At 59.4% G+C, this 19742-nt stretch carries 19 protein-coding genes; 6 read left to right on the forward strand and 13 right to left on the reverse strand.

Going from position 1 to position 19742, the window contains the following annotated elements; all coding sequences use genetic code 11:
- From M3436_11800 to hrcA, 10 genes are all read right to left on the reverse strand, one after another.
- Positions 1 to 294: ATP-dependent metallopeptidase FtsH/Yme1/Tma family protein (locus M3436_11800; GenBank protein MDQ3564785.1), on the reverse strand; the 294-nt coding region annotated here is incomplete at its 3' end.
- A 151-nt stretch (positions 295 to 445) separates the two neighbouring features.
- Positions 446 to 1066 carry an RlmE family RNA methyltransferase gene (locus tag M3436_11805; protein ID MDQ3564786.1) on the reverse strand — a complete coding sequence of 207 codons (621 nt, stop codon included), beginning with the start codon at positions 1064 to 1066 and terminating at the stop codon, positions 446 to 448.
- 32 nt (positions 1067 to 1098) lie between these two features.
- Positions 1099 to 1590 carry a transcription elongation factor GreA gene (gene greA / locus M3436_11810; GenBank protein MDQ3564787.1) on the reverse strand — a complete coding sequence of 164 codons (492 nt, stop codon included), beginning with the start codon at positions 1588 to 1590 and terminating at the stop codon, positions 1099 to 1101.
- Positions 1587 to 4808, reverse strand: a complete 3222-nt coding sequence (gene carB, locus M3436_11815) for a carbamoyl-phosphate synthase large subunit (protein MDQ3564788.1) — start codon at positions 4806 to 4808, stop codon at positions 1587 to 1589. The genes greA and carB overlap by 4 nt, the downstream gene beginning before the upstream one ends.
- Before the next feature lie 70 nt (positions 4809 to 4878).
- Positions 4879 to 6021: a glutamine-hydrolyzing carbamoyl-phosphate synthase small subunit gene (gene carA, locus M3436_11820; GenBank protein ID MDQ3564789.1), complete on the reverse strand. Its 1143-nt coding sequence runs from the start codon at positions 6019 to 6021 to the stop codon at positions 4879 to 4881.
- Positions 6022 to 6181: 160 nt separating this feature from the next.
- Entirely contained in the window at positions 6182 to 6964 is a 783-nt protein-coding gene (dapB, locus tag M3436_11825; protein ID MDQ3564790.1) for a 4-hydroxy-tetrahydrodipicolinate reductase, read from the reverse strand.
- Between the two features lie 47 nt (positions 6965 to 7011).
- Positions 7012 to 8133 carry a molecular chaperone DnaJ gene (dnaJ, locus tag M3436_11830; protein ID MDQ3564791.1) on the reverse strand — a complete coding sequence of 374 codons (1122 nt, stop codon included), beginning with the start codon at positions 8131 to 8133 and terminating at the stop codon, positions 7012 to 7014.
- Positions 8134 to 8242: 109 nt separating this feature from the next.
- Positions 8243 to 10174, reverse strand: coding sequence for a molecular chaperone DnaK (gene dnaK / locus M3436_11835; protein ID MDQ3564792.1), 1932 nt, complete (start codon positions 10172 to 10174; stop codon positions 8243 to 8245).
- 109 nt (positions 10175 to 10283) lie between these two features.
- On the reverse strand, positions 10284 to 10916 hold the full coding sequence (grpE, locus tag M3436_11840; protein ID MDQ3564793.1) for a nucleotide exchange factor GrpE: 633 nt from the start codon (positions 10914 to 10916) through the stop codon (positions 10284 to 10286).
- A 105-nt stretch (positions 10917 to 11021) separates the two neighbouring features.
- Positions 11022 to 12068 (reverse strand): heat-inducible transcriptional repressor HrcA, encoded by a 1047-nt coding sequence (gene hrcA / locus M3436_11845; protein MDQ3564794.1) that lies wholly within the window; start codon positions 12066 to 12068, stop codon positions 11022 to 11024.
- Positions 12069 to 12553: 485 nt separating this feature from the next.
- On the opposite strand from hrcA, the gene M3436_11850 reads away from it, so the two are divergent.
- Positions 12554 to 12946: a glycine zipper family protein gene (locus M3436_11850; protein MDQ3564795.1), complete on the forward strand. Its 393-nt coding sequence runs from the start codon at positions 12554 to 12556 to the stop codon at positions 12944 to 12946.
- 180 nt (positions 12947 to 13126) lie between these two features.
- On the opposite strand, the gene M3436_11855 is transcribed toward M3436_11850, so the two are convergent.
- The 3 genes from M3436_11855 to M3436_11865 all read right to left on the reverse strand — a co-directional run bounded on the left by M3436_11855 (position 13127) and on the right by M3436_11865 (position 15574).
- Positions 13127 to 14533: a Do family serine endopeptidase gene (locus M3436_11855; GenBank protein MDQ3564796.1), complete on the reverse strand. Its 1407-nt coding sequence runs from the start codon at positions 14531 to 14533 to the stop codon at positions 13127 to 13129.
- Between the two features lie 32 nt (positions 14534 to 14565).
- Complete coding sequence (locus tag M3436_11860) at positions 14566 to 14859, reverse strand: hypothetical protein (protein MDQ3564797.1); 294 nt, start codon at positions 14857 to 14859, stop codon at positions 14566 to 14568.
- A 211-nt stretch (positions 14860 to 15070) separates the two neighbouring features.
- Positions 15071 to 15574, reverse strand: coding sequence for a DUF5658 family protein (locus M3436_11865; GenBank protein MDQ3564798.1), 504 nt, complete (start codon positions 15572 to 15574; stop codon positions 15071 to 15073).
- Positions 15575 to 15945: 371 nt separating this feature from the next.
- Between M3436_11865 and M3436_11870 the strand changes: the two genes are divergently transcribed.
- The 5 genes from M3436_11870 to M3436_11890 form a co-directional block, all read left to right on the forward strand.
- Positions 15946 to 17058, forward strand: a complete 1113-nt coding sequence (locus tag M3436_11870) for an MlaE family lipid ABC transporter permease subunit (protein MDQ3564799.1) — start codon at positions 15946 to 15948, stop codon at positions 17056 to 17058.
- Between the two features lie 14 nt (positions 17059 to 17072).
- A complete protein-coding gene (locus M3436_11875) occupies positions 17073 to 17861 on the forward strand; it encodes an ATP-binding cassette domain-containing protein (protein ID MDQ3564800.1) in 789 nt (262 codons plus the stop codon).
- Positions 17846 to 18775: an MCE family protein gene (locus M3436_11880; protein MDQ3564801.1), complete on the forward strand. Its 930-nt coding sequence runs from the start codon at positions 17846 to 17848 to the stop codon at positions 18773 to 18775. The genes M3436_11875 and M3436_11880 overlap by 16 nt, the downstream gene beginning before the upstream one ends.
- Complete coding sequence (locus M3436_11885; protein MDQ3564802.1) at positions 18772 to 19407, forward strand: ABC-type transport auxiliary lipoprotein family protein; 636 nt, start codon at positions 18772 to 18774, stop codon at positions 19405 to 19407. Before M3436_11880 ends, M3436_11885 begins: the two co-directional genes overlap by 4 nt.
- Before the next feature lie 4 nt (positions 19408 to 19411).
- Positions 19412 to 19742: homocysteine S-methyltransferase family protein (locus M3436_11890; protein MDQ3564803.1), on the forward strand; the 331-nt coding region annotated here is incomplete at its 3' end.

Genomic DNA, 19742 nt, shown 5'->3' on the forward strand with positions numbered 1-19742 from the left:
ACCCTGATTCTCCGGCGCCCGCGCCTCGATCTCCACCCCATGATCCAATAACAATCCTATCAACGGCGCATTGTCCGTCTCGGGACTGTAGGTAACGAAATTGTTCCCGTCCGACATCTTCCCGTAGATCGTACTCTCTTCGATGAGCACCTGATCCACACCTCCGTTTTTTACATCGGCGATAAACTGCGAGTAGTCCACATGATTGCCCGCGCTTTGCCGAGGCCCGAAATTATTGAACACGACCATCAAGACCAGGGCTATGACGACCCACAACACTAAGTTCTTTGCCATATCATTCACTTCGGTGCTCCGTCGAGCTTAAACCGTCCATTACAATATTAAGAGAGCGTAAGAAGTCGGTAGTTAAAAATCAAGGCATCTCGGCGCGGCGACGGACACTGTTTCATCGGTGAGCCGTGCTCGCTGCGCAAAAACGCAGTCTCTAGTGACGAAACGAGCGCCCCACGAGGTATACCTCATTCGATCGGTCGCGGGAAGCCCCGGGTTTTCGGATAAACAAGTTCTTGAACGACTTGCCCATGGACTGAATGAACGCCTCAAAACCGTCGCCGTGGAACAACTTAATCAAGAGATCGCCTCCGTGTTTCAGCGCCTGTTCCGCGAAACGGTAAACCCCGTCCCCAAGCGCCATGATCCGCGGCTGATCGATCGACCTTATTCCGCTTAAGTTGGGGGTGAGATCCGACAAAATCAAGTCAACCTTGGAACACCCAATGATTTCCATTACGCGCTGTGCGGTATGCGCCGCGGAAAAATCACCCTCGACGACGGTCACGCCGGGAATGGGATCCATGGGTAACAGGTCGACCGCGATAACCTGCCCCTTCGGGGTGACCGCTTCCGCAGCGACTTGGCTCCATCCCCCGGGCGCGGCGCCGAGATCAATCACCTTCATGCCTTTGCGTAATAACCGATCCCGCGTGTTGATCTCTAGGAGCTTGAACGCTGATCGCGACCGAAATCCGCTCCTTTTAGCGAGTTTGACGTAGGGATCGGTCTCGTGTTCCCTGAGCCATCGGTGGCTGCTACTGCTTTTCGCCATGGCGCATGCGGCATGCCGCGTTCGGGAAATGTTTACTCGCAGGGCGACGCTTCATAGCGCACATCCAGAATCTCGTACTCCACGGCGCCGGCGGGGGCCTGAACCAGCGCGGTATCACCGATCTCCTTGCTTATTAATGCACGCGCAATCGGCGATCCCACCGAGATCAAACCGATCTTGATATCGGCTTCGTCTTCACCGACGATTTGATAAGTAACGACCTCCTCCGTGCCTAAATTCATGATCTCGACGGTGGCCCCGAAGACGACCTTACCACGCGCGTTGAGTGTCGCAACATCGATGATCAGCGCCTGCGAGAGCTTGGTTTCGATCGCCGCGATCCGGCGCTCGATAAAACCTTGCTGTTCCCGCGCGGCGTGGTATTCGGCGTTTTCACTGAGATCGCCGTGGGCGCGCGCTTCCGCGATCGCCTGGGTAATGCGCGGGCGCGCGTCATTCTTAAGCTTTTGCAATTCTTCCCTAAGTTTGCGCTCCCCGGTACGGGTGATCGGTGGTCTGCTCACGCTGGAAACTCCTGGTGTAGATCCTGTAGCTTATTGACGGTCTCCACGTTTCCGTGCCGGATCGCCTCGAGGATCGCCAGGGCGCCCGCCATCGTCGTCGTGTATGCGACCTTGCGCTGCAAGGCCGAAGTACGGATCGTCGCTGAATCGGCAATCGCCCGCTTTCCCTCGGTAGTATTCACCACCAAATCAATCGCATCGTTCTTGATCATATCCACGATATGCGGCTGTCCTTCCAGCACCTTATTGACCATCATGCAGGGCACCCCCGCGGCGTTGATCGCCTTCGCCGTTCCGCGGGTGGCGACGACTTCGAAGCCCAACTGCCGTAGATATCGCGCCAGCTCCACCGCCTGTTCCTTATCGCCATCGCGCACGCTGATGAATACCCGGCCGCGCTTCGGTAAATCCATGCCGGCCGCTTGCTGCGCTTTCGCGAACGCCTCGCCGAAATCCCGCCCGATCCCCATCACTTCGCCCGTGGATTTCATCTCCGGCCCGAGCAAGGTATCGACGCCTGGAAGCTTGACAAAGGGAAACACCGCCTCCTTAACCGAATAATAACTCGGCACCCGCTCGCGGCTCATCCCTTGCGCGGCAAGACTGCGGCCCGCCATGCATTGCGCCGCCATGCGCGCGAGCGGTAAGCCGGTGGCTTTGGAGACGAACGGCACCGTGCGGGAGGCCCGGGGATTGACTTCGAGAATGTAAATCTCGTCGCCTTGGATGGCAAATTGAACGTTGATGAGCCCAATGACCCCGAGCGCGCGTGCGAGCCGCCGAGTTTGGTCCTGCAACCGTGTTTTTACATGCGCTGAAAGACTGTGTGGTGGAAGCGAACAAGCGGAATCCCCGGAATGCACGCCTGCTTGCTCGATGTGTTCCATAACCCCGCCGATGAGAACCGCGGCGCCGTCGCAGACCGCGTCCACATCCACCTCGATGGCGCGTTCGAGGAAGCGATCGAGCAGCACCGGAGATGCATTGGAGACTTCCACGGCACGCTGCATGTAGGCCTCGAGGTCGTCCTCGTTGAACACGATCTCCATGGCTCGGCCGCCGAGTACGTAGGATGGACGCACCACCAGCGGATAACCTATCTCCTTCGCGCTCGCCTGGGCGTCTTGCGTCCGGATAACCGTCCGGTTCGGCGGTTGCTTCAAATTGAGGCGCAGCAACAGTTGCCGGAAACGCTCGCGGTCCTCCGCCACATCGATCGAGTCCGGCGAGGTGCCGATAATCGGCGCGCCCGCCTGGGCCAGCGCTTTGGCAAGCCGCAACGGCGTTTGCCCGCCGTACTGCACGATCACTCCCTTGGGCTTCTCGATCGCGAGGATCTCCAACACGTCTTCCAGCGTTACCGGCTCGAAATACAGGCGATCGGAGGTATCGTAATCGGTCGATACCGTCTCGGGGTTACAGTTTACCATGATCGTCTCGCATCCGATCTCGCGCAGGCCTAAGGCCGCTTGCACGCAGCAATAGTCGAATTCGATCCCTTGCCCGATGCGATTGGGGCCGCCGCCCAAAATGACGATCTTGTCGCGATCGGTGGGTCGCGCCTCGCACTCCTCGTCATAGGTCGAATACATGTAGGCCGTCGTGGCGCGAAACTCGCCCGCGCAAGAATCGACCCGCTTATACACGGGGCGGATGCCATAGCGGTCGCGCAGCGCACGGATCTGCTCCTCGCGAGCGCCAAGGACATCGGCCAGGCGGGCATCCGAGAACCCCTTGCGCTTGAGCATTCGCAACCTGGCCGCATCGAGCGCGGCGAGGTGTTGCTCACGTACGATCCCCTCTTCCCGCACGACATCCTCGATCTCCGCCAGAAACCACGGATCGATGCGAGTGAGATCATGGACATCGGCGATCCCCAGCCCCATGCGGAAGGCATCCCCGACATACCAGAGCCGGTCGCAACCCGCCACCGAGAGCTCGTAGCGGAGCACCTCCTGCGCGTCCGGGCTAGTTGGGTCGAGGCACTCGTTGAAGCCGGTGCGGCCGGTTTCCAACCCGCGGATGGCCTTTTGCAATGATTCCTGAAAGCTGCGTCCCATGGCCATCACCTCCCCGACCGACTTCATCTGCGTCGTGAGGCGGCAATTGGCCTGCGGAAATTTCTCGAATGCAAAGCGCGGGATCTTGGTCACGACATAATCGATGGCCGGCTCGAACGAAGCGGGTATGGCCCCGCCGGTGATGTCATTGGCCAACTCATCGAGCGTATACCCGACGGCGAGCTTCGCGGCGACTTTTGCAATGGGAAATCCGGTGGCCTTGGAGGCTAAGGCCGAGGACCGCGACACCCGCGGGTTCATCTCGATCACGACCATCGCACCGTCCTTCGGGTTCACGGCAAACTGCACGTTGGAGCCGCCGGTATCGACACCGATCTCGCGCAACACCGCGATCGCCGCGTTCCGCATCCGCTGGTATTCCTTGTCGGTGAGTGTCTGCGCGGGTGCGACGGTGATGGAATCGCCGGTATGAATTCCCATCGGGTCGAGATTCTCGATGGAGCAGACGATGATGCAGTTATCCTTCCGGTCCCGGACCACCTCCATTTCGAACTCTTTCCATCCGAGCACCGATTCCTCGAGCAGGATCTCGCGGGTCGGAGAGGAATCCAAGCCGCGTTCGCAAATCTCGGTGAATTCTTCGCGATTGAACGCGATGCCACCTCCGGTGCCGCCGAGCGTGAACGAGGGCCGGATGATGACGGGAAAGCCAATGCTCGCTTGAACCTGGAAAGCTTCTTCCAAACTATGCGCGATCGCGGATCGCGGTGTTCTCAATCCTATGCGATGCATTGCCTCGCGGAAGCGCTCGCGATCCTCGGCCTTATCGATCGCATCGCGGGACGCTCCAATCAGCTCCACGCCAAATGCTTCGAGCACCCCTTCGCGCGCGAGATCGAGCGCGCAGTTGAGGGCGGTTTGACCGCCCATGGTCGGCAACAAGGCGTCCGGCCGCTCGCGTTCGATGATGCGCGCCACCGTCTGCCAGCGTACGGGTTCGATATAGGTTGCGTCCGCCGTCTCCGGATCGGTCATGATGGTGGCGGGGTTGGAATTGACCAGCACGACGCGATAGCCGTCGGCCCGAAGCGCCTTGCAGGCCTGGGTCCCCGAGTAATCAAATTCACAGGCCTGGCCGATCACAATGGGGCCGGCGCCGATGATCAAAATGCTTTCAAGGTCGGCGCGTTTCGGCATCAAGGCTGCGCCTGCACGCAGAAGGCAGGGTGTGGCGATAGTCTCAAGCTCATCTCCGACGTGCTTTAAGCTAACGCTGAGCCATGAGATCAATAAAACGGTCAAAGAGCGTCCGCACGTCATGGGGACCGGGGCTCGCCTCCGGATGGCCCTGAAAGCCAAAGGCGGGTTGAGAGGCATGCCGGATCCCTTGAATCGTTCCGTCGAACAAGGATCGGTGGGTGATCCGCAACGCCGGCGGTAAGCGCTCCGAATCCACGGTAAACCCGTGGTTTTGGCTGGTGATCATGACTTTGCCGGTCGTCAGATCTTGCACCGGATGATTGGCGCCGTGATGCCCGAATTTCATTTTCACGGTGCGGCCTCCGCAAGCTAATGCCAGCAACTGATGGCCGAGACAGATCCCGAATACCGGAACGCCCGCATCCACGATCTCGCGAATTGCGCGAATGGCGTAATCACACGCCTCGGGATCGCCCGGGCCGTTGGAAAGAAAAACACCGTCGGGCTTCGTGCTGAATACCCGGCTCGCGGGGGTCTGAGCCGGCACCACCGTTATACGGCATCCGCGATCGGTAAGCAGTCGGAGGATGTTTTGCTTGACGCCGTAATCGTAGGCGATGATCTGATACCGCGCCTGGTCCGCCGCCAGCGCATCCCGCGGTTCCTCGTCGTCATGGAAGCGGTAACTCGGGTCTTGCCAATGGTACGGGTTCGCGGTCGTCACTTCCTTGGCAAGATCGGCGCCCTGAAGTCCGGGAAACGATCTCGCGGCCGCGATCGCCGCTTGCGCGTCGATGCCGTGCCCCGCCGCGATACATCCATTCTGCGCGCCCTTGTCACGCAAGATGCGCACGAGCCTGCGGGTATCGATAGCGCCAATGGCTAACACGCGGTTCTGTCCAAGATAGTCTTGAAGCGACACCTGCGCGCGCCAGTTGCTGCGCGTTCGCGGCAAGTCGCGGATCACCAGCCCGGCGGCGTAAACCCGAGCCGACTCGGCATCGTGCTCATTTGCCCCCACATTGCCGATGTGGGGATAGGTCAGCGTGACGATCTGTTGATAATACGACGGGTCCGTGAGGATTTCTTGGTAGCCGGTAATAGCCGTGTTGAACACGACCTCGCCCACCGTCCGGCCACTCACGCCAATGGACTCACCATGAAACAATGATCCGTCTTCGAGGGCTAGCAGGGCAGGTACGTTTTCCATCGTCTTATAACAGCGCATGTGAAAAACGGGTGTCACCCGCCGGCAACCCCCGCTAATGAGATTTCTATTGTATTGAATTAGCCTAGCGATTCCAACGCGTGATGCCTCTATAGCCCCCCGATCTCACCGTGTGTTCGGACGCGGGCGGGGAGATGAATGTTTAGGGCGGATTGACGGCCCGCAAACCTAAGACATCCTGCATGTCGAATAGGCCAGGCTCACGGCGTGAGATCCACCGCACCGCCCGCAAGGCGCCGTGCGCGAAGACACCGCGGTCGGTGGCCTTGTGCACGATCTCGACGCGCTCCCCAGCGCCGGCGAACAGCACCGTGTGCTCACCGACGATATCGCTCGCGCGAATGCTCGCGAATCCGATGGCCTCTGCGGGACGCGGTCCGGCCGCACTACGGCGGTCGTAGACCGCGCATCGGGCAAGATTGCGATTCAAGCCTCGCGCCACGATCTCGCCCATCTTGAGCGCCGTGCCCGAGGGAGCATCGGCTTTATGCCGGTGGTGCGCCTCGACGATCTCGACATCATAGTCCGGTCCCAGCGCGCGCGCGGCCGTCTCTAGGAGCTTAAAACACAAATTCACGCCCACGCTCATGTTGGAGGCAAACACGATGGCGCAGTCATGAGCGGCCTCTCGAATCGCCGCCAAGTCTGCATCGGGGATGCCCGTGGTCCCGATCACCATGCGCCGCCGGGCGGCGCGGCAGAGCGAGAGGTGATGGCGGGTCGCACCAGGCACGGTGAATTCGACCAGCACATCGAATGTGTTCAAGACTTCCTCCAATTGTGGGGTGATCGGGATCCCGATCCCCGGGCCCCGCGCCACGATCCCCGCATCCTGTCCTAGATAGGGCGATCCCGCGCATTCGAGCGCGGCGCAAAGCTCAATATCCGGCGCGTCGCGGCAGGCCTCGATCAGGGTCCGGCCCATGCGCCCCGCGGCACCCGCCACCGCCACCCGGATCGGAGCAACCGCGCTCAAAGTTTCATCTCGTCAAAAAACCGCTTCACCCCGTCGAGCCACGAGCTTTCCTGCGGGCTATGGCGCCCGGTTTTCATCGTGCCCGCGAAAGCGCGCAACAGATCTTTTTGTTCCGAATTAAGATGCACCGGGGTTTCAATCGCGACCCGGCAGTGAAGATCGCCCGTCTCGCGCTCACGCACGGATTTGACCCCTTTCCCTTTGAGGCGAAATACGTTACCGGTTTGTGTTTCCGCCGGGATCTTCAGCGTCACGCGGCCGTTGAGCGTAGGTACGTCGAGATCCCCCCCCAAGGCCGCGGTAACAAAACCGATCGGAACTTCGCAATAGAGATCCGATCCCTCGCGCGTAAAGATGCGATGCTTCTTGACATGAATGTTAACGTAGAGATCACCCCCCGGACCGCCGTGTTCGCCGGCTTCACCTTCGCCTGACAGACGGATCCGATCCCCGGTATCGACGCCCGCGGGCACTTTAACCGCCAATGTCTTATGCTGCTTGATACGCCCGTGTCCGTGACAGGAGCCACACGGGTCTCGAATCACTTTCCCAGTGCCCCGGCAACGCGGACAGGTCTGCTGAACCGAGAAAAATCCTTGTTGCATTCGCACCGCGCCGTGGCCTCCGCAGGTGGAGCAGTTGACCATTCCGCTGCCGGAACGCGCACCGGATCCATTACACGTGCGGCATAGGGCGAGTGTCGGGACCTCGATCTCGGTCGTAGCGCCGGCTACGGCATCCTCCAAACTCATCTCCAGGTCATAAACGAGATCCGCGCCGCGGTTGACACGCGTCCCGCCCCGGCCCCCCCCGCCGAAAATGTCTCCGAAAACGGTGTCGAAGATATCGCTGAAGCTACCCGCGCCCCCGAATCCACCCGCCGCCGCTGCAGGATCGACTCCGGCATGCCCGAACTGGTCGTAAGCCGTGCGCTTTCTCGCGTCGGCTAGTATTTCGTAGGCTTCCTTTGCCTCCTTGAACTGCTCCTCCGCCGCTCGATCACCGGGATTACGATCAGGATGGTGTTTCATCGCCAGGCGGCGATATGCTTTTTTCAGATCCGACTCCGTCGCGTTGCGCGGGACGGACAGGACCTCGTAGTAGTCGCGTTTTGCCATGCTCGTTTATTAAAATAAGCTAAGCCCGGCTCGCGCTAGCGCGGAGAGGGCTCGGGAACTGCATGGATGCCGCGGCTTGCGGAATCTCCTAAACTACCCACTCCGGCCGTTACTTGCGGTCTTCCTTGACCTCTTCAAAATCCGCATCCACCACGTTGTCCGCGCGGGCCGCGCCGTTACCGCCCGGAGTTTCCGATACCGGGGGCTGCTGCGGCTCGGCGCCGGCCTCCTTGTACGCCCGCTCGGCGATCTTTCCAGCCAGACCGGAGAGACGCTGTACCTTGGCCTCGATGGCGTCTTTGTCATCGCCTTTCAATGCCTGTTTCACCTCGTCGAGCGCCGCTTCGATCTCTTGTTTCTCCTCCGCTGATACCTTATCGCCGAGATCGTGCAACGACTTGGTGGTCGCATGGACAAGCGTATCGGCATGGTTCCGAGCGTTTACCAGCTCGTGGAAACGGCGATCCTCTTCACGATGGGCCTCGGCATCCTTCACCATTTTTTGGATCTCCCCTTCGGCTAGACCGCTCGAAGCCTTGATGACGATCGACTGCTTTTTTCCGGTGGCCTTGTCCTTGGCCGACACGTTCAAAATGCCGTTGGCGTCGATATCGAACGTCACTTCGATCTGCGGGATACCGCGCGGCGCCGGCGGGATATCGGTCAGATCGAACCGGCCCAGGGATTTGTTGGCGGACGCCATGTCCCGTTCGCCTTGCAACACGTGGACCGTCACCGCCGTCTGATGATCCTCGGCGGTCGAAAACACCTGCGCCGCCTTCGTCGGTATCGTGGTATTTTTCTCGATCAATTTCGTCCTGACGCCGCCCAGGGTCTCGATCCCGAGCGACAGCGGCGTGACATCGAGCAACAACACATCTTTGACCTCTCCGCCCAAGACACCCGCTTGGATCGCGGCGCCCACCGCAACGGCTTCATCCGGATTGACGTCTTTACGCGGCTCGCGGCCAAACAAGGCCTTGACCACCTCCTGGACCTTGGGCATGCGGGTCTGACCCCCAACCAGGATCACCTCGTTGATGTCCCCCGCACCGAGGCCGGCATCTTTCAGCGCTGTCTTGCAGGGATCGAGGGTGCTCATGATGATGTCCTCGACCAAGGATTCGAGCTTGGCGCGCGTCAGCTTTAGATTGAGATGCTTCGGGCCACTGGCGTCGGCCGTGATATAAGGGAGATTGATGTCGGTCTGCTGACTCGAGGACAACTCAATCTTGGCTTTCTCCGCTGCCTCTTTCAGCCGTTGCAGCGCCAAGGGGTCATTGCGAAGATCCACCCCTTGTTCTTTCTTGAACTCGTCGGCGACATAATCGATGATGCGCCGATCGAAATCCTCGCCCCCGAGGAAGGTATCGCCGTTGGTCGAGAGAACCTCGAACTGATGCTCGCCATCGACCTCGGAGATCTCGATGATCGATATGTCGAAGGTTCCACCCCCGAGATCGTAGACCGCGAGCTTGGCATCCCCGCGCTTCTTGTCCATGCCATAGGCCAAGGCGGCGGCGGTCGGCTCGTTGATAATGCGTTTGACCTCGAGCCCGGCGATCCGGCCCGCATCTTTGGTGGCTTGCCGCTGTGAATCATTGAAATACGCCGGGACCGTGATCACGGCTTCCTTGACCTCCTCGCCGAGGTAGTCTTCCGCGGTCTTCTTCATCTTGATCAGGACCCGCGCCGAGATCTCGGGCGGGGCCATTTTCTTCCCGCCCGCCTCGACCCATGCATCGCCATTGTCGGCGCGCACAATCTTATACGGCACCAGGTTCATATCGCGTTTAACGACATCGTCAGTGAAGCGCCGTCCAATCAGACGCTTCACCGCGAAGAGCGTGTTGTGGGGATTGGTCACCGCTTGCCGCTTGGCCGATTGACCGACCAATACTTCGTTGTCCGTCGTAAACGCGACGATGGACGGCGTTGTACGGCCACCTTCGCTATTCTCCACAACCTTCGGCGTTCCGCCCTCCAGGATGGCCACGCAGGAGTTAGTCGTACCGAGGTCGATACCGATGATCTTTCCCATTACCCGAATCTCCAGAAGTTACGAATTTAGATTGCGAATAGAGCCCGCTCGCTGGTTGGCAACATGGGGACTAAGATAGGATTTTCAAGGCATAACCTGGCGCCACCGGCTAGTTTGTCCCGGGCGCCGGGCGATCGTCGGGCGCTTTGGCGACGATTACCATCGCCGGCCGCAGCAGCCGATCGTTGAGCGAATAGCCCTTTTGCACCACGTCGAGGACGGTTCCAGGAGCCGAATCCTTCGATTCTTGCACGGTCATGGCTTGATGTAACTCCGGATTAAAGCGTTCACCTTGGGGCTCGATCGCCTTGATGCCATGCTTGCTCAGCGTCGCTTCCAACATTTTTACGGTGAGATCCAAACCTTCGCGGATCGCCGCGACATCCGCGGATTGATTGGACGCGGCCCGGCCCAAGTCTAGGCTATCCTTGACCGGAAGCAGGTCCGCGACAAACCGCTCCAGCGCGTATTTTTGCGCATTGACGACCTCCTTGCTCGACCGTTTGATGACGTTTTCAAGCTCGGCTCTCGCTCGCAACAGCTCGTCCCGATACTCGTCGGCCTTACGCGCCGCTTCGCCGAGCGCACTCTGCAATGCATCGACGCTGGGTACGGTGTCTATGGACAACTCCTCTCCCGGCGCGGCCGGATCGCGGTGAATACTTTTCGCGGATTCCGAGGCCGGCTGTGCCAGCGTCTCGGATTGAAGCACGGCGTTCTTATTCGCCTCTTGGTCACTCACGGCAACATCCTCGCTTAGTTCATTGGACAAACACGTGGCTGAATTCCGGCGGGCTTTTTTTATGAGAGCGTCCCGCCCCGATAAAATTGATTCTCACAATGGGGTTCAATTCAGGGATTTCAAGGCCAAGCCGAGAACCTTGGCGGTGACATCGACGATGGGGATGACGCGCTCGTAAGCCATGCGCGTGGGGCCGATGATGCCGAGGACGCCCAGCACCCTTCCATCCGCGGAATAGGTCGAAGTGACCAGACTGCAATCATCCAGAAACTCATATCCGGATTCGTCGCCGATAAATATTTGCACGCCTTGGGCGTTTAACGCCTGGTCTAGCAGATGCAGTATTTCATGCTTCTGACTGAAGGCTTCAAAAAGTTGCCGCAGCTTCGCTATATCCGCCCAGGCCTCGATGCCCATCAGATTGGTTTGGCCGGCCCACACATAGTCGTCATGCGGCGTCTCGAAGACCTTTTGCGCCATTTCCACCGCGGCTTGCATCATCCGGTTCATCTCTTGTTGGGCGCTGCTCATCTCGGCGACGAGCTGATCGCGGACCTCGAACAACTCTCTCCCGGCAAAGACGTGATTGAGGTAGTTCGAGGCTTGCTGCAATTCCGATTCCGAATAGGTCCGCGCGGTGCAGATCACGCGGTTGTGCACCTCGTTACTGTTAATCACGAGGATCACCAAGACGCGCGTATCGGACATCCTTACGAACTCGACGTGCCGCAACGCCCGGTGCTCGGCGCGCGGGACCATGACCACGCCCGCAAGCCGGGTGACTTCCGACAATAGGTTGGAGGTCTTGGCGAGCAGGCGATTGATATCGTCCTCGGTACCCAAATCCGCGTGCAAGCGCATTACTTCTTGCTGAGATACCGCTTTCACAGTCAATAGCGAATCGACGAAAAACCGGTAGCCGCGGGTCGTAGGCACCCGCCCCGCCGAAGTGTGGGGCGAGCGGATAAGGCCGAGATCCTCGAGATCGGCCATCACGTTTCTTATCGTGGCTGGACTCAGATCCATACCGGCGTCGCGCGCGAGCGTACGCGATCCGATCGGCTGACCGTCGCTGATATAGCGTTCCACCAGCAGCCTGAACAGGTGCTGAGCCCGCGCCGAGAGGATACCCTCTTTGACACTCGCCACCATCGCTCGCTACCGATTCAGATCTCGGGTAATACTCTCATCGATTTATTGTCCGTGGAATGCATTTCCTCACCGAGGCAAGGAACACTCCGGGAATTTAACACTCATCCTCAGACAGTGCAAAACGATGGCGTCAGGTCCTCGTCGGCTTTGAGGATTTCATCCACAGCGATCAGGATATGCCCTTGCATTTGAAAATGCGCCCCATTTTCGGACTGTTCCAGGGTCAGTTGGGCGCAAGGCGGTGGCGGCAGGCTCTCAGCGCCGGAAACTCCGGGTTTCCGGGACGGCTACTACCCCAAGCACCCCGCCTGAGCATAGAATCTTCGACCCGCGGTGCGGTCCAAGGTGTGGTGTTAGGGTCACACGGGGAGTATGGCGCAAGCCGGCGGCCGCCTGTTCAAGCCGTAGGTCATATCGCCGCTATCATTGCGTTCGGAGCGGCACCGCATACTCTATTATTTCTCTGAAAAGGAGGGTTAACATCCATGCACATGATCAAGCACTGCACTCTCATTGCGGCAATTGGACTGAGTGGCTGCGCAACACAAACCGGCTGGGCGCCAACTGTTGATCCCTACGGGGATCCCCATCCGGAACGGATCACGGCGGATACTGTTGAATGCAAGCAGATCGCACAGCAGGCCGCGGGCAGTACAGGTGGCGAGACCGTAAGAGGCACCTTGCTGGGAGGCGCGATCGGCGCGGCGGCGGGGGCCGCCATCGGCGCTGCCGTTGGCAGCCCGGGTACAGGGGCGGCGATTGGCGCGGCGACGGGCGGCATCGGCAGTGGCGCGCACAACGCTTATGACACCGAGGGAGACTACAAGCGCGCCTACTCGAATTGCATGCGCGGCCGGGGACATAACGTAATCAATTGACCCGCACCAAGGCGCTGCCGTCGCTGCCCTCTCAAGCTTCATGGCAGACGATGGCTGGGGCGGCAGCGCCTACAGGCGAGCCCCGCTAAAGTAAATCTCGATGGCTGCCCGGAGACGATCGAAGGGAAAGCGCCGCGGACCGGCGGCCGCTGGACCGCGGTGAACTAAGCCGAGGACACACTACCGCACGACGACAAACGCCGCATTGTCCCCACGCAGGACGTGCAGCAGGAGCGCGCCTCTATGCTTATTCGCAAGGTGGTAGAACTCGTTGACATTCGACACCGCAATGCGGTTAACGGATAAGATGATATCCCCTCCGCGAATACCGCTGAGGTACGCCCGGCTCCCCTGTTTTACCTCGTACACCATGACACCCTCCACCTCACCGTAGGCGGACGCTTCATTGGGGATCTCGCCGAACTTAGCGCCGTCTAAACGCGGGTTCTCAAGCGCGGCACCACTCGTGCCTGTCTTGCTCTGGCTTGCGACCGTCGTGGTAATTTCAACCCGCTCGTTGCGTCCAAACAGACCCTTGCGTAGCACATCGAGCTGCACCTTTTCACCCACGCGGAGCAACCCGACTATATTGCGCACGCTACTCGCATTAATGACATTCCTATCGTTCACGGCGGCCACGATATCCCCTGCTTTCAAACCGGCCTTCGCTGCGGGCGAATCTTCCAATACACTCACGATCACCGCGCCTTGCTGATCTTCCAGACCGAACGCCTCGGCCAGTGAAATATCCAGATCTTGGAGCTGGATACCCAATTGCCCGCGACGGACCTCTCCGTGATCCGCCAGTTGCTCCATCACTTGCCGCGCCATATTGATTGGGATCGCGAACCCGATGCCGATACTTCCGCCGCTACCGGAGAATATCGCCGTATTGATCCCGTTTAAACGGCCATCGAGGTCGACCAACGCGCCGCCGGAGTTACCCGGATTGATCGAGGCGTCCGTCTGGATAAAATCTTCGTATCCTTCGATACCGAGCCCGCTGCGCCCCAGGGCGCTTACGATCCCAGAGGTTACGGTCTGCCCGAGGCCAAAGGGGTTACCGATTGCGACCACGAAGTCACCGACTTTTAACTGATCCGAATCCGCCATGGGCAGCGCCGTCAACCGCTCGGACGGGATCTGGATCACGGCTACATCCGTCTCCGTATCGCTGCCGATCCGCTTGGCTTCGATCTTACGGCCATCGCGCAGCTTGACCGTAATTTGCTCGGCATTAGCGATAACGTGGGCATTGGTAATGACTAAACCGCGCCCCGCGTCGACGATGACTCCGGACCCGAGGCTTTGGGTTTTGCGTTCCCGAGGTTGATTCGGAACGCCGAAAAAGAAGCGAAAGAAAGGGTCTTCGAACAGCGGATTCTGCTGAATTTTAACGCGACCCTCGGTGGCGATATTCACGACCGCGGGCGTAACCCGCTCCAGCATCGGCGCCAGGGTTGGATGATCATTCCCGAACCAAGGCAGCGCCGCATGCGCAACCTGGGTTCCCAGCATTCCAGATAACAACGCGGCTACCAGTTTTCCGAACGCGATCGCGGCTATTGAGGGAGATCGATAACGCATGCCAAACATCCTTTTATTCAATGAGATTGATACTATTGTACGCAGGACGAACTTGCGATCCGCCGCTGCACTTCCGCCAGTTGCTGCTTTACCAATAAGCTTTGTAACAGTTCGTGACGCGGTGTCGCCTGGCGCGAGGTGAGCTCACTGACGAGATCTTTTTTATTAAGGAGGGCAACAACCTGATCTAGCGTCGCTTCGAGCTTCTCCCCGGTTTGGCCCCAGTCTCGATCGTCATAGAAAAATCCCTTTTCAGTGGTTAGTAAACTGCGTTGTTCAACGTTGCATATGATTTTGCACCGCAAATAATAACCGCTCGGCGACATTATTGAAGCCCGTCCGACACGATGTTAAAGGGCGCTGACGAATGGGTACGGGGGGAATAGGAATCTGAGAGTGACTACGGCAAGGTTTTTGTAGCCTTAGGCGATGCGCAGCGGAAATCACATGAGCAGACGATAGCGCCGACATATTGACATGATTCGCCGAGCTAAGAAACTGGGGCGACGGGCCGTGGGACCCACGGCCCGTTTGCATTCAAGCTTCGATTAACGACAACAACGCCGCTTCATACCCGACAAGACAAACGTAGATCGCGAACATGATCTGAAGGATGATTTGCCCATTTAGGCAGTAGAAAACAGTGAAATTTTTGTGCAGTACTAGAAGCGCTAGACCGATCGCTGTCAGCACGAATTTCACGACCAAAAACAGCCCGGTATCGGCGCGCAGTACGGCATCAAGCAGCGGATTAACCTCGGTCGCACCTGCCGCTAGAAGACGCAACGTTAGGCAGGCGTCCACGCACCCTAGGATAAAGACGCCGATCGAGACGGCGAACAGCGGCATCTCGTAGCGGTCGATGTAACCCGCCGCACCGTTGTACCGCCGCTCTCGCGCGCGGCACCCCCAACAAGACCCATATGTCAAGGTCCACCAGGATAGGCGCCGCCGATCGGAGCCGCGCCGTTGAGCGGCTGCATCGCCGCCGGCCATTTGCTTGCCGATAGACGTCCCTGCACCCTGACACGCTTGTTCCATTGCTCTGGTTCCTTACCGAGACACCGATAGGGCTAAATCCTACACCAATGAGTATGGAAAATCGACCCCGACGGTGCGTGACGCGGACAACTCGCCGTAATAAGATTTGCGGGTTTTTTAATTCACGGACCGACGCCTGTTGCCAAGAGACCGCGCCTGAGACAATGTAGGACAAAGAGATTACACCCTTGTACCGGCGGATATAGCCATTGCCGAGTTCCGCTAGTATTAAGGCTTTACAACCAGTTCTGGATGTGCCGGACATGTGATCGAGTATACTCGCCGGGCTCGCATTTTCGCCGCTTACAGTCCGTCGCCGCCAATGCCCTGAACGCTCCGTCACACCCTCATCGCAACGGCCCGCGCACGACGTGACCGAGCAATCTGAGAACGCGAAGATCGACCTCCGAGCCGGACAGTTGCGCCTCACTGGTGCTTGGACGATGCGCCATCTCGCGCTCTTGGACACAAGCTTCGCAGCGCCGGCGTCGCGGCCGGTGATCCTCGACGCAAGCGGGATCACCGCGCTCGACACCAACGGGGCCTGGCTGCTGCAACGGATGCTGCGTACCTATGCCGCGCAGGGCGTGCCTGCGCAGTTGACGGGTCTGCGCGAGGAGTTCCGCGCGCTTTTGGAGCTGATCGAGGCCCGCACCAAGACCGTCGACGATGAGCCTATCCCCAAAGCTTTGGGCATCCTCGGGCGGCTAGGACAAGAGACTATTGAGCGCCTCGATCATAGCCGGGGTTTGCTGACGTTCATCGGCGAGGTGAGCGCCGCGTTCCTACGCACCATCCGAAAACCTTCACGCATCCGTTGGCGGGCGTTCTTCAGCTCTATCGAACGTGCTGGCGTGCGCGCGATCCCGATCGTCGCCTTGCTCTCCTTTCTGCTTGGGATCGTCATCGCTTACCAGGGCGGACTTCAGCTGCAAAGCTATGGCGCTAACATCTTCATCGTCGAGCTCGTAACGCTCACGATGTTCCGCGAGTTCGGTCCCATGATGACGGCGATCATTATCGCCGGCCGCACGGGGTCGGCATACACGGCCGAGATTGGGACGATGAAGGTCACGGAAGAGATCGATGCCTTGAAAACCATCGGTATCTCGCCCTTCGAGCTGCTCGTCTTGCCGAAGATTCTCGGGCTGATGGTCGCCCTACCGCTTCTGACGCTGGTCGCCGATGCGGCCGGCGTGTTAGGCGGGATGGTCATGGCGGCTATGCTCTTGGACGTGGGCTACTTGGATTTTCTCGACCGCATCCCCGGGGAAGTCACGCTCAGATCATTTCTCCTCGGTATCGGCAAGGCCCCGGTATTCGCAATGATCGTCGCCGTCGTCGGGTGCTTCCAAGGGTTCCGCGTCATGGGCAGTGCCGACAGCGTCGGGCGCCAAACCACGGTCAGCGTAGTTCAGTCGATCTTCTTAGTCATCGTCGCTGACGCCGCGTTTTCAATCCTGTACAGTTGGCTTGGGATATAGTCTCCCTGAAACCCATGGCGATGTCTGGCAAGCACATTATTGAAGCACGGGATATACGCACCTATTTCGGAGAGGTCTGCATCCACGACGGGATTGACCTCGATGTCCAACGCGGCGAGACGTTTGCCCTGGTGGGAGGCAGCGGTTCCGGGAAAACCACCTTGCTCCGCGAGATCAATATGCTCACGCGCCCGGCCTCCGGGAGCTTACGGGTCCTTGGATTCGACGTATTGGCGCTGCCCGAAAATCGCTTAGACCAGCTGCGCCGGCGCATCGGCGTGATGTTTCAGCATGGTGCATTGTTCAGCGCCCTGACCGTGTTGGAGAATGTTGCCTTGGTCCTAAACGAACATACAGATCTCTCGCGTGATCTCGTGCAACAGCTGGCGCTGTTAAAGGTCGTCCTCGCCGGGCTCCCAGCGAGCGCGGCATTTAAGTATCCGCGCGAGCTGAGCGGGGGCATGCTAAAACGCGCGGCCGTTGCTCGAGCGTTAGCCCTCGACCCGGAGATCTTATTCCTCGATGAACCTACCGCCGGGTTGGATCCGCAGAGCGCCAGCACCTTCGATGATCTCGTCATGCAGCTCAAGGAATCCCTGGGGCTGACCGTGGTGCTGGTGACGCATGATCTCGATACCCTCTGGCGGGTGACCGATCGGGTGGCGTTCCTGGCGCAAAAAAAAGTCGTGGCTCTCGCGCCGATAGCTGAATTGAGCGCGCATCCGCACCCCGAGGTCCGCGCTTATTTTTCCGGTCCGCGCGGTCGGGCCGCCGCACAAGCTTCCACATGGACCCGCGCGTAAACTTTACGCTGGTCGGCCTGTTCGTCCTCGTCTTCGGCGCAGCATTGATCTGGACCGCGGTGTGGCTGAGCGCCCAAGGGGATCATAAGACCTATGAAACCTACGTGGCGTACGTGTACGAATCCGTGGCCGGCCTCGCGCCCCGCGCGGCGGTAAAGTACCGCGGCGTCGATGTTGGATTCGTGCGCAAGATCAGCCTCGACAAAGGTAACCCGGAGCGGGTACGGCTATTGCTCAACATTGAGGCCGGCACCCCGGTTAACGCCGACACGGTGGCGATATTATCGGTCTACGGCATCACCGGGCTCGCCTTTGTCGAGCTGACTGGCGGCAATCGCCACTCTGCACCCCTGGTAGCTCGTCCCGGCGAACGTTACCCCGAGATCCGCACCGGGCCGTCGCTGCTCGCCTCCGCGTCCAGCGGCCTGATGCAAGCCACCGAGCTGGCGCAAGAATTCAAGAAGATTGCCAAGCAGATCCTAAAATTGTTGAACCAGGAAAATCAGGACGCGTTAAGCAACACGTTGCAAAACGTAGAGCGCATCACCACCGGGCTCGCAACCCGCGACCAGGATATCGGGACCACCCTCGTGCGCGTGAGCGCCATCCTTGACAACGCCGCCCGCATGGCGCAGGAGTTGCCGGCGCTCCTGAGCGCGCTACGCAAGGGTGCCGAAAGGATCGATTCCGTGCTCGGCACCTTCGATCGCACGGCCACGAATCTCGACCAGCTGATCGTCGACACCCGCGCCGATCTCGGGCGGTTCTCGCGTGGCGCCGCCGCGCAGACCACCCCGATTTTGACTGACCTGCGCCGACTCGTGGACAATCTGCAGCGCTTGACCGAGACGATCGAACGTGATCCCAATGCCCTCTTGTTCGGCCGGCGGGTGCGCCGGGGGCCGGGCGAATGACGATATCCGTAAAGCATGCGTGCGTGTTGCTCGTGCTCGCTCTGAGCGGATGTGCGGTCTTCAACCGCACACTCGATCAGCCGCCGCAAATCTATGTGCTCAGGGCCGCGCCCAGCGACACGCAAGCCGAGCCGAGGGAAAACCACTTAAGCGTGCTCGTCTCGGCGCCCAAGGCTTGGCCGGGTTACGACCGGGCGCGCATCGCTTATGTGCGTCATCCCCTGCAAGTCGATTACTACGCCGAGAGCGCGTGGGCCGATCAGCCGGCGCGGATGTTAGAGCCCCTATTGACGACGGCGCTACAAGAATCCAAACTTTTTAACGCGGTCGTCTCCGCAACCAGCGGTACGATCGCGGAGCTGCGGATCGATACCGAGATCGTTCAGATCCATCACGAGTTCCTGATCTCGCCAAGTCTGGGCCGGGTCGTGATCCGCGCCCAGCTCATCGACTTGACCAGGAACCGGGTCCTCGGCACGCGTGTCTTCAGCGCGACCGAATCCGCTCTCACCGAGGATGCCAGAGGCGGGGTGACGGCCATCAATAACGCCTTGCAAGTGATCCTCGGGGCGATCGTGGATTTTTGCCGGCGCACCCTTCGCAAGCCGGGCTTTTTGGATTTATCGAGTTAGCACAATGGCAGTCACTTACACTCCAGAACAACGCCTAAACCAACTCCAATCCGCACTGAGTCAGCGCATACTGATCCTCGATGGCGCCATGGGAACTATGATCCAGTCTTACGGACTCGAGGAACAAGACTTTCGCGGGAAACGCTTCGCACATCACCCCAGCGCCTTGAAGGGAAATAACGATCTACTGACGCTTACCCAGCCGCTGATCATCGGCGCGATTCACCGCGCTTATCTGGAGGCCGGCGCCGATATCTTGGAGACCAATACCTTCAATTCCACCGCTATCGCGATGGCAGACTACCGGCTGGAATCCCTCGCTTACGACTTGAACT

The organism is Pseudomonadota bacterium, assembly GCA_030859565.1.
Taxonomy (GTDB): domain Bacteria; phylum Pseudomonadota; class Gammaproteobacteria; order JACCXJ01; family JACCXJ01; genus USCg-Taylor.

Excerpts from the sequence above, each read along its gene's own strand:
- M3436_11805 (MDQ3564786.1), bottom strand. The coding sequence starts at position 1,066 with ATGGCGAAAAGCAGTAGCAGCCACCGATGGCTCAGGGAACACGAGACC.
- carB (MDQ3564788.1), bottom strand. The coding sequence starts at position 4,808 with ATGCCGAAACGCGCCGACCTTGAAAGCATTTTGATCATCGGCGCCGGC.
- carA (MDQ3564789.1), bottom strand. The coding sequence starts at position 6,021 with ATGGAAAACGTACCTGCCCTGCTAGCCCTCGAAGACGGATCATTGTTT.
- dapB (MDQ3564790.1), bottom strand. The coding sequence starts at position 6,964 with ATGGGCCGGACCCTGATCGAGGCCTGCCGCGACGCGCCGGATATTGAG.
- dnaJ (MDQ3564791.1), bottom strand. The coding sequence starts at position 8,133 with ATGGCAAAACGCGACTACTACGAGGTCCTGTCCGTCCCGCGCAACGCG.
- dnaK (MDQ3564792.1), bottom strand. The coding sequence starts at position 10,174 with ATGGGAAAGATCATCGGTATCGACCTCGGTACGACTAACTCCTGCGTG.
- hrcA (MDQ3564794.1), bottom strand. The coding sequence starts at position 12,068 with ATGGTGGCGAGTGTCAAAGAGGGTATCCTCTCGGCGCGGGCTCAGCAC.
- M3436_11850 (MDQ3564795.1), top strand. The coding sequence starts at position 12,554 with ATGCACATGATCAAGCACTGCACTCTCATTGCGGCAATTGGACTGAGT.
- M3436_11855 (MDQ3564796.1), bottom strand. The coding sequence starts at position 14,533 with ATGCGTTATCGATCTCCCTCAATAGCCGCGATCGCGTTCGGAAAACTG.
- M3436_11860 (MDQ3564797.1), bottom strand. The coding sequence starts at position 14,859 with ATGTCGCCGAGCGGTTATTATTTGCGGTGCAAAATCATATGCAACGTT.
- M3436_11865 (MDQ3564798.1), bottom strand. The coding sequence starts at position 15,574 with ATGGAACAAGCGTGTCAGGGTGCAGGGACGTCTATCGGCAAGCAAATG.
- M3436_11875 (MDQ3564800.1), top strand. The coding sequence starts at position 17,073 with ATGGCGATGTCTGGCAAGCACATTATTGAAGCACGGGATATACGCACC.
- M3436_11880 (MDQ3564801.1), top strand. The coding sequence starts at position 17,846 with ATGGACCCGCGCGTAAACTTTACGCTGGTCGGCCTGTTCGTCCTCGTC.
- M3436_11885 (MDQ3564802.1), top strand. The coding sequence starts at position 18,772 with ATGACGATATCCGTAAAGCATGCGTGCGTGTTGCTCGTGCTCGCTCTG.